General features: G+C 38.2%; 6 protein-coding genes. 5 read left to right on the top strand and 1 reads right to left on the bottom strand.

Features of this window, described 5'->3' with window-relative positions; all coding sequences use genetic code 11:
- Positions 1 to 6: 6 nt before the first annotated feature.
- The gene (locus PEDSA_RS18535; RefSeq protein WP_013634705.1) at positions 7 to 2,553 is read right to left on the bottom strand and encodes an NACHT domain-containing protein; all 2,547 of its coding nucleotides are present in this window, start codon (positions 2,551 to 2,553) and stop codon (positions 7 to 9) included.
- Between the two features lie 293 nt (positions 2,554 to 2,846).
- Between PEDSA_RS18535 and PEDSA_RS18530 the strand changes: the two genes are divergently transcribed.
- The 5 genes from PEDSA_RS18530 (at position 2,847) to PEDSA_RS18510 (ending at position 14,436) form a co-directional block, all read left to right on the top strand.
- A complete protein-coding gene (locus PEDSA_RS18530; protein ID WP_013634704.1) occupies positions 2,847 to 8,828 on the top strand; it encodes a T9SS C-terminal target domain-containing protein in 5,982 nt (1,993 codons plus the stop codon).
- Positions 8,829 to 8,877: 49 nt separating this feature from the next.
- Positions 8,878 to 9,867 (top strand): PorP/SprF family type IX secretion system membrane protein, encoded by a 990-nt coding sequence (locus PEDSA_RS18525; RefSeq protein WP_013634703.1) that lies wholly within the window; start codon positions 8,878 to 8,880, stop codon positions 9,865 to 9,867.
- Positions 9,868 to 9,885: 18 nt separating this feature from the next.
- On the top strand, positions 9,886 to 11,886 hold the full coding sequence (locus PEDSA_RS18520; RefSeq protein ID WP_013634702.1) for an OmpA family protein: 2,001 nt from the start codon (positions 9,886 to 9,888) through the stop codon (positions 11,884 to 11,886).
- Between the two features lie 162 nt (positions 11,887 to 12,048).
- Complete coding sequence (locus PEDSA_RS18515) at positions 12,049 to 13,740, top strand: immunoglobulin domain-containing protein (RefSeq protein WP_013634701.1); 1,692 nt, start codon at positions 12,049 to 12,051, stop codon at positions 13,738 to 13,740.
- A gap of 12 nt (positions 13,741 to 13,752) precedes the next feature.
- Positions 13,753 to 14,436, top strand: a complete 684-nt coding sequence (locus tag PEDSA_RS18510; protein WP_013634700.1) for a hypothetical protein — start codon at positions 13,753 to 13,755, stop codon at positions 14,434 to 14,436.
- Positions 14,437 to 14,442: the final 6 nt, after the last annotated feature.

Below are 14,442 nucleotides of genomic sequence, written 5' to 3'. Positions count from 1 at the left end.
ATATACCTATTTTGAAAATAGATCGGGAGCGTTTGCGCCTATTCCACGTAAAAATTTAAGCACATTCTTGGTCGAAATCTTCATATCATCAACCAGACAATGCAAGGTATAAGAGTTTTTCTCCGACTTCTCGAAGTCGCCTACGTGATTATAAATGTTTACCGATATCAACAGAAACAACTTTTCAAAATAATGCACCTTCTTGAGTTCAGCTATACTTAAGCCCTCCTCCAGATAAATAATCGTCTTTGGTATATTTGACTTGGAAAGATTCATGAGTATCATTAAAAAACAAAGCATGAGATAGAAAAAGGAATGGAAGTTATCTCCTACACTATTCTTTACTAAAGTAATATGGCGGACTATGCGCTCTACCAGTTTTAAATCATCATTAAGATGAACAAAAGCAGATATAATCAGCAGATATAACGATAACCCTGATCTGCGTTTGAAGATAGCCGGATGTTTGGCGTAGATAATCTCAGAAGCCTTAACAAAGGCATCATTTCTGCCATATAAAATAGCCACCATACAATAACAAAAATAAGACAACACAGCTTTGGTATCCAAAGAACCCGGCTTAACATGGTCTAAAACAGCCTTATCGGCAACAAAATCAATAATACGTTCTGCATTTTCTGTATTCCCGCTTAGATAATCAAGCATCAGTTCAAACGTCTCGATTTGCTTATTTTCAAAGATATCATTGTGATTAATCAAAGCATTTAATTCGTCAACCACCGCCTTAAGCTGATCTATCTTTAACTCGAAGAAATAAACATAGCCTAAAAGTGACTGGTATAAAAACCGCTGTTCTACCGACTGGGTTGTCTTAAAAAGACTCTTCAGTGTATTTTTATAATAGAAATCGGTAAAATCAAAACCTAAAAGTTGAGAAAGAAAAGCTGCATGAACTTCCTTATGGTTAAAATCGGAATAGAAAAGCTGCCTGTTCTTTTCTCGACTTTCCAGCATTTCTGCAATGAAAAACAGAAAATATTTTTTTTCGGCTATTGGAATTTCATGACGAATTAGCTTAGTTAGCGACTCTGACTGATCATTAATCACCACATAACGCACTGTCCATTGCAATAATTTTAAACCCAGAGGCGAATTTTCATAGTGATCATCAATATATTTCAAATAAGTACTATCTACCTGTCTCTGATGCTTATCCAAAGTTTCTATAAATAGAAAGTATTCAAAAACATGTACTTGCTGAAACCGGATAATCTCTACTGGCAAAACACCTCCGTAATGCTTTTCTTCTACAAGAACACCATGCAATAGTAATTCTTCATAAGCATCTTTAAAGGTTACAATATCGGTAAGCAATTCTGTTTTTTCTACCGCATTACCTTTCTGAGCTTTAGTTGCTACAGCAATAAGTTTTTTTAACAGAATAATCTTCTCTGTATAGTGTGCGGAAAGATTAATTTTTAAATGGACATATTTAGATATCAGCTCGTAATAGGTAAGATCGGTAAAATAAGTTTCGTCATTTTCAGTTCCTAATAATTCATGAAAAAAGCGCAGATAAAAGGGAGTTCTAAGCTGCAGTTTTGTTTTGGGATTGATACTACTTGCATCTATTGAAAAATTACTGATAACATTATCTATCTCCTTATCTGTCAACGGAGGCATGTTTGTAAACTCTTCTCCTGAACTATAATTGCCGGAATACCATTTAGACTTGATATAAGCGGAATGTCTTATTTTTTCATAGAAATTTAACCATCCAATATTTCGCATACTAATGACAACTTTCAGCCAGGTATGCCTGGAATTAGAGAAAATAAAATCTGCGAGAGAATTTATCAGTTTATTGAAACTGTCTTTTTTTAACGTTACATCGTCCAGGCCATCTATAATAAATACAACTTTACCATTTAACAATTCCGCTGACTGATCGCAGAAACTAATGAAGCCTTCAGGTACGATTTGCTTTATATGCGCATTCAGCCAGGAATCTATATTATATTCATGACTTTCCAGGTCAAGCAACATATGTGGATTGAAGAACCATAGCATATCATCTTTAAAAACAGCATCCTCTTTCAGAAAAAAATTCTCGACCAGATTGGCCAACATGATAGATTTACCGTAACCCGCCTGTGCTACATAAGAACAAAAAAAGTAATCTTTTTTATAAAAATAGTTAAACTCTCTTTCACAAAATTCTCGCCTGGTAGTATAACTATATTTGATAGTACTCTTACTTTTTATGTTATTGAGTGTCTTGAGAGTGAGGTTTTCCGACTCAGTTTTTAGTAATTTGATTTTCTTATCAATATTCAGCCCCTCACTTTCCTCTTCCAAATGGTAAAAACGAGTCTCCCCAATAAATTCCTGAAGTGCAGTTAAAGTGTACTTCGAAAAATTATGTGTGGTTTTAGCAAAACCAAAAAGCCTTTTGATGGTGGTTTCGCTTATATTTTTATTAACAGCCTGGCTGATTAAATAAGCAATTCTCTTACAATCTGCCGGAGTAGGGACTGTGATTGAAGATTTTTCTAATATTTGTTTCTTAAGCAAAAGTAAATCTCGATCCATTTAAAAACTAAAAAGAAAACATATTTAACGATAAAACTAAACTTTTGTTCACAGATTGTTCATGAACAAAATAATCAAAAAGCCTACTCTCGTTATTAATAAAACCAATACAAACTACTAAACTTTATACCTTTTAAACACACCAAAGGTTACATTAACCTTCAAGAAATCGACACATTGAACAAAACGAACAAAATGAATGAATTCAGAAAAAAAATTGAATGAAATGAATTAGACTTTTTTCAAAAACGGTTGTTAGAATTGAAAAAATAATTATCACAAAACAACCGCTTATGAAATTATTATTTACTCAAAAGAAACCCCATTACCTTACCTTGAACCTATTAAGAGCGCTGATGGTGATGGTTATGGTACTGGTTTCTTTATCGACCTCTTATGCACAACATCCGCGTCAAAGAGTATACGCCAATAGTGTGCAAAAAAGCGCAGACGCCTATCTTTTAGGTCTTATAAAATCCGGTTATGTTAACAATGAGAACAATGCCATAGACGGGAACGTCTCTAACTACGCCACACTTAATTCAACTGTTGTTGATTTGAGTGTACCTTTAGTACTCAAGCTCACTCTTGGTGCTGAAGCATGGGTAAACCTCAAGTTTGAGAACGAAAAGCCAACCCAGCAAACTCCCGTTACTGTTAAACTGGGGCTGGGAAATAACCTACTTTCCGTATTAAACGGCCTGCATGTCCAGGCTACAAAAAATGGTGTACCAGTGGGTAATGAAATTTCTGGAACAAGTCTCCTTACTGTTTTAAAAGGCGATCAGGTAGTCGAATTTACCTTTATTCCTCAGGTAGATTATGACGGCGTACGGATAAAATTAGGAGTACCGGAAAACAGTTTACTTTCTATTGGTGCCTTAGCCACTGCTAAAATTTATCATGCCTATTTCACAAAGCAGGTCAGCAATATTGTGTGCGAAACACCAATAGATGTATTATATGGCAATACTGGTATACTGGCGGGCGGTTTAAATGCAGTAGAAAATCCAGAAAGAGCTATTGACAGAAACCCTTCTACCGCAGCTTTGCTTAGAGCAAATGTTGGAGCGTTAAACCAAACTTACCTTACGGCTATATATCCTGCACTTAGCAGGAGCGGAGATTCTATCCGATTAATTTTAAAGAATCAAAACACCGGATTACTGGACTTAAATTTATTATCTCAAAACCTTAGAATACGAACTTATAATGATAACCAAAGTGCAGAAGACCTTACGCTTAATTCTGCACTTTTAAAACTGAACCTTCTTGGAGGCTCCAACAACTTACAAGTCCTAACCTTTCCTACTTCTGTCCCTTTTAATAGAATTCAAATCTCTATTGGAGATGGAGCAGCAATGGCCCTGGGAGGATTGTATATACATGAAATCGGCCGGATAGCACCATTACCTATCATACAAAGTCCTGGGTTAAACAATGGTTCATTAATTGTTTGTGAAGGCATTCCGGTAAATTTAAGTATCTCATCTCCGGAATCCGGCTCGACGTATAGATGGTTCGATACTTCAAATAATGAAATAACTACTGGTATAACAAACAATGGTGCTAATATAAACCTGACAGGACTCAGTCCAGGCACTCATGAACTGCAAGTAGCACTATACCGCTTTGGTTGCTCCGATCCCATATCTGAAAGAACAAAAATCACGATTATTGTTACTCCCGGAGCCCGTGCTGCAGACATTACTGCTTCTAACTCGCAAGTCTGTTTAGGGTCACCAATTCTACTGGCGGCACCTTCCTTAACCGCAGGAAGTGCAATTTCCAACCCGATATTTACCTGGTATTTTGACGCCAATAAAACTCAGGCGATTACAGATGGAATAGTTTCTAATGGTTCTACCTACAAATTAAATCCTGATGGATCCCTAAGAATTACCGGACTTACCGCCACTCGTAATTATTACATCAGTGTAAGCGGTACCGGCACCTGCGAAAATCCAGCAGGAGCACTAAAACAAGTTACTGCTACAATAAACAATGTATCTCTACCAGTTATTGATTTAGCAGGTAACCAAACTATTGGTGCTCAGGGATCAATAACATTTACAGCATCTGCAACAGGAGCTGTATCTTATCAATGGTTTAAAGATTCAAATCAAATTCCTGGAGCAACAAACTCTACTTATACGATAAACAATGCCTCCTCTAACGACGCAGGATCTTACACGGTTATAGCCTACGGATTAGGCGGTTGTAGTTCTATAGCTAGCACTGCGGTAAACCTGCAAGTTGGGGGATTTGGAAGCACAAAAACAGTTGAAGGATTAAATGCAAATGGGAAAATAGAATCCGGATCAAATCTAACTTACAAAATTACTGTAAGCAATCCAGGCTCCAGCGATCTAACAAATATAACTATAACAGATCCGCTACCACTGGGTACTACTTTCGTAAGTGCCAGCAACAGTGGCACACTAACCAACAATATAGTCCAATGGAATAACCTTACCGTGACTGCAAATAGCAGCTTAACGGTAAGTATGATCGTAAAAGTGGCGGACGATTTAACCACAATAGGTGCCATAGGTAATAAAGCTACCATTACGGTGCCTGGTCAGCCGGACCAGAATCCAGAAATTCCTCCAGTAAATACTGAACAAACTTTTAAATATTCTGCACAAAAAACAGTAAATAACTTAAATACCAACAACCAGATAGAAGCCGGATCGATAATAACCTACTCCATACAGGTTAAAAACGAAGGAAACATGACACTATCCGGTATTAGTGTAAAAGATATCGTTCCTAATGGCACTAGCTATCAAGCAAATAGTGCAGACAATGGGGGACAAGAAAACGGTGGCGAAATTACATGGTCGATTAACCTCAATGTAGGTGAAACTAAAACAGTTTCTTTCAAAGCTCTTGTTAATAACGATCTGACAAATGTACCAAATATAGAAAACATTGCCAGAATTGAAGGTCCTGGTGGTACAGTTGAAGCAAAAGTGGGGCCTACACCAACCCATCAAATCAGGAAATTTATTTCAGAAAAACTTGATAACACAGTAAATCCTGTACAGGCCGGTGATGAAATTACCTATACTATTAAACTGGAGAACCAGGGAAATATTGCTATTAACAATATAGCCATTCTAGATCCTATTCCTGCCGGAACAACTTATATAGCTAACTCAGCAAGTCATAATGGTGTTTTTTCCTCGAATATACTGGAATGGGCAAACTTGTCTATACCTGTTGGAGGCACAACATTGGTTACTTTTAAAGTAAAAGTAAAAGATGACCTGACGGGTGTATCTATAATAAAAAACAAAGCTACTGTTACTGATCCTGAAGATCCGCAGAACCCGCAAAACCCAGAAACTCCGGGCACAAACACGAAACAAATTGTTAGTTATGCAGCCACAAAAACCCTGACTTCCGGCTTAAATAGCAGTCAGAAAATAGAACCGGGAGCTGAGTTAACTTACGTTATTGCTATTGAAAACAAAGGAAATGTTTTACTGGACAACATCTCTATTGAAGACCTGGTGCCTAACGGTACAACCTACATAGCAGGAAGTGCTTCCAATGGTGCAACTTATGATAACGTAGGTAACACTTTGAAATGGAATGTAAACGTTCCTGTTGGAACAACTCTGAACGCGGAATTCAAAGTTAAGGTGAACAATGACCTATCAGGAATTGCATCCATAAAAAACACAGCCACAGTTGAGGATGACACTAACCCGACAGACCCTACGGAAAATAATCCAAAAACCGTAAGCACACCAGATTATGATACTGAGCAAAACGCGAGCTTTCAGGTAACGAGCAGTGTGTCTTCTTCAAGCGGTGCTACCGCTACCCCAGGAGCAGAACTTACGATCACAATTAATGTAGAAAACACAGGAAATATTGCTTTATCTAATGTGACAATTGAGAATCCATTGCCTGCGTATACTACTTATCTAACCGGAGGAAACTTTGATCCGAATACCGGGAAAATAACATTGGACATCCCGGCAATAGCAGTTGGGGCTACTGAATCCGTTTCTTTCACAGTAAAAGTGAATAATAACGTAGGCCTGATTAATACAATATCTAATTATGCAATTGTAACAGCGAACGCCGTTTCTAAAACAACTTATGCAAGTATAGCAGTTTCATGTCCACAAACAGCTCAAATTGCATCAATATCAGCAAATGGTAATATGATTTGCTTAAACAACAGCAGCACAACAACTGTTACAATAACCGCAGATCCGTCATTATTAAACCCTATATTTTATTTATATGATGAAAACCATGCATTTATTACCAGCAATACTACCGGTATATTTACAGTAAATGCTACTGCCGGACAAACATACAATTACTATGGCGGTGCTAGTGCAGACGGTTACTGCGAGACTCTTCTGGGAGACAGAAAAAAAACAACATTCTCTGTTAGCAATTTACCGAACACCCCTTCAGTAACATCAACCAACATTGAAGTTTGCCCATCAACAAAGGCTACATTAAGTATATCGAACCCTGAAAACGGTATAACTTACAATTGGTATAATCAACCTATTGGCGGCGTTTTACTAGGCAGCGGAACATCATATGAAACAACTGCTATTGCAGCGAATACGATATTCTATGTAGAAGCATCTAATGCCAGCTGCACAAGCGCCAGTAGAACTGCCATAAATGTTAACATATTACCTGCACCGGCGGCTCCTGCTTCTATAAGCATAGCCAATACTCAATTGTGTGCTGGATCACCCGCTAAACTTTCTGTAGATAATCCGGTTAACGGACTTACATATAGATGGTACAGTAGCTTAAGTGGCGGTAGTTATTTATATGAAGGAGATATTATCACCACAAACAATCTTACCGGAAACACAACATTGTACGTTGAAGCCATCAATACAAATTCTTGTGTGAGCGCAACACGAACAAAAGTAGACATAACAGTTTTAAGTATTCCGGTTGCTCCTGCCGACGTGGACATTGTGAATGGACCATCCATCTGCTCAGGCTCCATAGCATCTTTATCAGTTAAAAACCCTACTTCGGGAATTACCTATAAGTGGTATAATACGGAATTTAACGGAGCACCAATACATGAAGGTATAAACTATGCTACCGGCATTTTAAACAGTGACCTCACATTATTTATTGAAGCGGCAAACAGTAACTCTTGTGTAAGTTCTAACAGAACTAAGGTTACTATTAAAGTTTTTGACAAGCCGATGGCACCAGCTTCGGTTAGCATTGATAACAAAGCAATTTGTGCCGGAGCTTCCGCTACGCTTTCTGTAGATAACCCTGTTGCCGGTACTACTTACAATTGGTATTCAAGCGAAACTGGAGGCAGTCCGCTTCACACTGGAGGAACATATCCAATGCTAAATCTACAAGCCAGCACTATTGTGTTTGTGGAAGCCAGAAACGCTAACTTATGTATCAGTTCGACAAGAACCCGTGTAAACGTTACAGTTCTGCCGATACCTGTTACACCTGCTTCGGCGAAAGCAACAAATAATATAATATGCTCAGGCTCTACGGCAAGTCTTTATGTAGAGAATCCTGTAGCTGGAATTACTTACAAGTGGTACACTAATTTAACCGGAGGTACAGTATTAGGAGAAGGTGATAGATTTACTACCGGAGCCTTAACAACCAACAGTACATTTTATGTGGAAGCAGTAAACGCTAATTCTTGTGCTAGTTCGGGAAGAGCTATGGTAAATGTCGATGTACTTCCTGTTTTAGCTATTCCTTCTGTTTCGGTTCAAAGCAAAACCACGAACAGCATTACTTTTAGCTGGAGCCCAGTTACTAATGCGAAAGGATATGAGATTTCCATTAATGGCCAAACATGGTCTGCACCAAGTTCGGGAGTTACGGGAACTACACATACATTTGACAACCTAAAACCAGCACAACAGGTTTCCTTATCTGTAAGAGCTAAAGGTACTACCGAATGTCAAACCAGTGCAGGTTCGTCCTTATTAACTATAGAGAGCGAGAATCCTTTTGGTAACGGAGTATTTATTCCAAACACCTTCACTCCTAATAATGATGGACAAAATGATCAGTTTCTGATTTACAGTAATACTATAAGCTCTATGACTATGAGAGTGTTTAACCAATGGGGACAGCTTATATTCCAATCTAATCAACCAACAATTGGTTGGGACGGAAATTATCAAGGCAAGGCCCAACCGTCCGGAGTGTATGTCTACCATATAGAAGTTACTTTCAACGACGGAAACAGAGAAACTAAAAAAGGTACCGTGACTTTGATCAGATAGATCAAAGTCCGGATTACCGGTTTTATTTGAACACTTAAAAACAAGTAACATGAGAAAGCTTAGAATAACATTAATCATATCTTTTATCTGTCTTTGCCAAATGGTTAAAGCTCAGATAGACCCTCATTTTTCGCAGTATTACGCTTATCCCTTATTGCTTAACCCAGCACTAACAGGAGTAGTTGATGGCGATTACCGTGTATCTATAAATGCGAGACAGCAATGGGGCTCGCTAAACAATGCCTACTATACAGGAGCAGCTTCTTTCGATATGGCGCCCACCAAGAATCTAGCTTTTGGCGCTACAGTGATGAATCAGAAAGCTGGCGAGGTAGATTTTAATTATCTCACTGCCCTTGCATCCGCGGCTTATCGCGTTAGATTGGGATCTGACGGTAACCAAATATTGAATTTTGGTTTACAGGCTGGAATTATAAATAAAAGCTTTGATGCTTCAAAAGTGAGAACAGGAAACCAATATGATCCAAATTCCGGTTATAATGGAAACTTGCCAAGCTATGAGAATATAGCATCAAACTCTTCTTTCTCTCCGGACGTGAATGCGGGACTTATGTATTTCGATGGAACTCCTAACAGAAGCGTAAATGTTTTCGCTGGAGGAAGCATAGCCCACTTAACACGTCCGGTAGATAAATTTTTAGGGAATAAAGAACGTATCCCTATGAGATACACCGTTCATGGCGGAGCCAGGGTTAAAGTATCGGATTTAATAGCGATAACCCCAAATGCTTTATATATGTCGCAGGGAAACGCACATGAAACTTTAGCCGGAGCTTACGCGGAGTTTATGATTAATCCTGAAACTGGTTTACTAGTCGGAGGAAACTACAGGGTTGAAAGCTCGGCTATTGCATTTTTGGGCTTACAGATTAAAAACCTGGTGCTTGGTTTAAGTTATGATATGAATACTTCCCATGTCACCAATATTTCCAGAACCAACGGGGGGTTAGAACTTTCTCTCTCTTTTACCAGTAGAAAGGGAATTATTGGCCCCAACTTTTTTTGTCCCAGACTTTAATCATCTAAAATCCCTCTCATGAAAAATTTAAAATTAACCATCATATTTAGCTTTATTATAATTAAAGCTTCCGCCCAGTTTGTACCGGATTACAAAAGAGTAGCGGATGTATATTTTCAGAATCACGAATACTATGCAGCTTCAGAATATTACAAGAAAGCACTCAATTTATCTAACGATTCTGTTAGTGGGCTGACACTTCCTTACATTGCTGAAAACAAGGTTAAATCGAAAAAACAAAATGCTGATATAGAACAAATGGTATTCAATTTAGCCGAAAGCTACCGGATTTATAAAGATTTCCAAAACGCCGAAAAGTGGTATAGTATTGCAAAGGACTTCAGCGATGAAAAATATGCTTTAAGTCCTTATTGGTATGCTGTATCGCTTAGAGCGAACAATAAATATGACGAAGCTATTAATGCTTTCGAAAACTTCATTAAGAAATATAAAGGCGAACAAGCTTATGTTAAACAGGCAGAACAGGAGATTGCAAGCTGTAATTTTGCCCTTAATGAAATGAGGTATCCCCGTTTGGTTTCACTTAAACAACTAAGTGCCCCCGTCAATGCAAAAGGGTCCAATTACGCTCCTCTTGTTCAAAACAACATGATGTATTTTACTTCTTCGAGACCTATTAATACCTCGGGTAAGACAGAAATTCTGGGATCTGGAAATTCTAAAATAAAGAAAAAAGAGTCGCCTTATATAAACGCTATTTATAGTATTGAAAGAGCCTACATCCAATCCGGAGCTAACACAACGATCAATAAAGTTGAGCTGGGGTTCAGTTCCTCAGAAAATGCAGCAATAGCTTTATCTCCAGACGGAACGCGAGCATTCTTTACAAAATGGGACGCTAAAGAGAATACTAAAAATATTTATACAGCCAAAAAAATTGGAGATAAGTGGTCGCAGCCCGAATCTGTTGGTATCCAGATAAACATTAAGGGCTATAATTCTATACAACCTTTTGTTACCACGGATGGAAAGTATTTGTTATTCTCATCTGACAGACCAGGTGGACAGGGCAAATATGATCTGTGGTTTGCTCCACTACGAAATGACGGCACTTTAGGGCAATCCATCAACATGGGAACAGAAATAAACTCTGCGGGTGATGATCAGGCTCCATATTACAACTCAAAAAATAAGACTTTACTTTACAGCAGTAATGGGCGTGTTGGCCTCGGAGGTTTTGATTTTTATGAAGCAAATGGTGATTTTTCTTCATGGTCTTCTCCAGAGAATCTGGGTTTTCCATTTAATTCATCTAAAGACGATATTTATTTCGCTGCAATAGATACCGACGGCAATAAAGGCTATATCAGTTCGGACAGGGAATCTGTATGTTGTCTTGAATTATTTCAGGTACAAAGAGAATTCATCAACCTGAAAGGAACTTTACTGGATTGTGAAAGCGGAAAACCTATCGAAAAAGCCAAAGTAATTTTAACGGATTCTTTAAACAACACTTCCAAAGAACTAACCTTAGCTTCTGATGGTATGTATTCGTTTAAAATAGACGTACCACGTCCAATAAAAATCACGGTAGAAAAAGAAGGGTATTTTTCTAAAACCATCAGATTTTCCAGACAAGACCTGGCTAAAGCCGATACTTTATTAAATCCGAATCTTTGCCTAACTCCTTTGGTTATAGACAAGCCAATAGTATTAAAAGATATCTATTATGAGTTCAATAAGGCAGAGCTTACTCCTATGTCTGCACAGGCGCTGGATATTTTAGCAGACATTATGATGGACAATCCTAAAATCACGATAGAACTGAGTTCCCATACTGATGGAATTGGCAGCGACGCTTATAATTTAGACTTGTCGCAAAGAAGGGCGCAATCCTGCGTTGACTATTTAATAGCCAAAGGAATAAGCGCTGGTAAAATACAAGCAAAAGGTTATGGTAAAAGTATGCCAATAGCTCCAAATACCATAAATGGTAAAGATAATCCTGAGGGACGGGCGTTAAACAGACGAACAGAATTCAAGGTTATTAAAAAATAAACCAACGTGTCAATATTTCGACTGGTGAAATTTGTCACAAGATATACCCAGTGGGATACAGAATGGGCTGTAGTTATCATGGACTATGTAGTGCTTATCTCTGTATGCTACTGGTTATTTAAAACAATCTAACTTTTTAATAAACCATTTTAGCTGTTGCGTATGAGACCCCTTCACTATGTACTTTTAGTGTTGCTGGTATTCCATTACCCGTCTTTTTCGCAATGTCCTCTTGTGAAGAAAAGGGTATATGCGGCCAGGCAGGAAACAGCCGGACTTGGAACAGTAGGTAATCAGGAAAATGCTGTTGATGCAAATCTATCAACATATTCTCATCTGTCGGTCGTTATCGGCGCATTAAACTTAATTAATGCAAAGCAGTTTGTTGAATTTAGAGATAATGGAAATGTCAAAACAATTCCAGCCAACACACCTGTAACCATTAAAATGGGATTACCTGCTTCATTATTAGGCGTACTTGATAACTTGACAATACAGCCTTTCACCGGGTTGAATAAACCTTCGATAATAGCTCCATGGACAGCTACAGCAGCCGGCTCTTCTTATACATTGGCAACTGTTGCCAATTTGATAAGTGCCAAGGGAGAAGTAGAAATTACAATCACCCCTTTTACCAATTATCAGGGGATTTGGATAAACCTAGGTTCTGTTTTGGGAGTAGCATTAAGTGCAGATATCCATGAGGTTTACATTGAAGAGACAGACCAAGCACCATCTGTTGATTGCAATTCGCCAATAGATGTACTTTCAGGAGTTAAAGCCGGAACAGTGGTAGGTGGAATAGCCAACGCTACGGGAAGCGTTACTTTTCCCAGAAATGTAATAGACAATGATGACTCTAGCTTTGCTACTCTGGATCTTGGCGTACAAGTATTAAGCAATGTCTACTTAACTACAATTTTCAAAACAACATCTATTGGCGGCGATCAGGTTGAACTTATTCTGCAAAAAGAAAATGGCGGTGTACTGGATCTGGACCTTATTAATGGCTTTACTATTAATGCCTACAATGGTTCCTCATTAGTAAAAACAGTCAGTAGTTCTTCCAATTTACTAAATCTGCAATTACTATCGGGCGGAACAAATGACAAATATAAGCTTACCGCAACTATTGACCAGGCTTTCGACAGGATAGAACTCAGTATGGGTGGACTTGCAACCGCAGGATTATTATCGAAACTTAAAGTTTATGAAGTTAGACGTATAATAGCCCCACCTACAGCATTGATTAATACGGTGGACGTGAATACTCCCCCTATTATCTGTGCAGGAAATAAGGCTACTTTAACTATTGCTAATCCTCAAAATTGCACCGGATATGAATGGTTTGAAGACGCTACTTTACTCACCAGAGTAAATGTCAGTTCACCAGGCACAACATTTGTCACTCCGGTGCTTCATGCTAATAAAACATATTATGTAAGAGCTATCAGAACAAATACCTGTAGTAATGCATCTGTAGTTGTGCCGGTACCTGTAGTTATATCTCCTTTACCTGAAATTTCTTTGGGACCTATGCCAGAAATATGTGAAGGGAGCAATACGACATCACTTATTATCAATGCAGTTGTAAATAATCCCACTACCTATTCTATTCTATGGGACAATACCGCATTGAGTGCCGGGTTCTCAAACGTTTCTGAGGCAAGCCTATCACCACCAGAAATTAATATAACTACAACGGCTATTGCATCTGGAATTTATTCCGGAAGTATCAAAGTAAAAAACAATAATGGCTGTGAAAGCACCTCACAAAACATACAAATCAAAATAGACAAAAAGCCTCCTATTCCTAATATACAATTAACGACAAATTCTAATTATACAAACTAAATAATAAAAATCATGAAAAAAATTCTATCTCTATTAGCCTTGTGCTTAACCCTAATTACGGTGAAAGCAGCAGTAGATCCAACTGCAAACGGCACAATCTTGGTTTGTTCTGGCGGCACTATTACTGTTCCAAATGCTCCTGTTGGAACAGCTTATGAAATTGCTTACAGTGCTTCACAGACCACTACTCCTAATGACGGTATTACAACAGCATCCGTAGGTGCCACAAACACCTCTTTTGCAGAAAAAGGAACAGGATATTATTATTTCGCGACAAAGAATACAACTACGGGCTGTATTTCTGAATGGCAAGAAATTCCGGTCTATGTATTAAAACCCCTTATAGCTACTATTGATGCTGCAAACAATAGTCTTTGTATCGAAGATTTGGGAGGAACAAAGGCACTGTTAACCGGAAATATCACCAATCCGGAAGCTTCAACGACTGGTATTTCATTAGCCTATCAATGGTATACAGTAGCTTCAGGTACAGAAACAGCCATTTCGGGCGCGACTAATAGTACTTATACAATACCTGCACCTTTATCAGCCGGTACTTATACCTACAAATTAAAAGTTGGGTATTTAATAAATAGTGGCAAATATTGTTCTACCACTGCAGACAAAGCTATCGAAATACTAGCTAAACCTACAACTCCTACAATTTCTGTTTCAAACGTTCCTGATACCTGGTAAACCATG

Origin of the sequence: Pseudopedobacter saltans DSM 12145, from assembly GCF_000190735.1 — a bacterium.
Lineage (GTDB): Bacteria > Bacteroidota > Bacteroidia > Sphingobacteriales > Sphingobacteriaceae > Pseudopedobacter > Pseudopedobacter saltans.
Note: the sequence above shows the minus strand (reverse complement) of the source record. Positions and strands in the feature narration are given on the sequence as shown.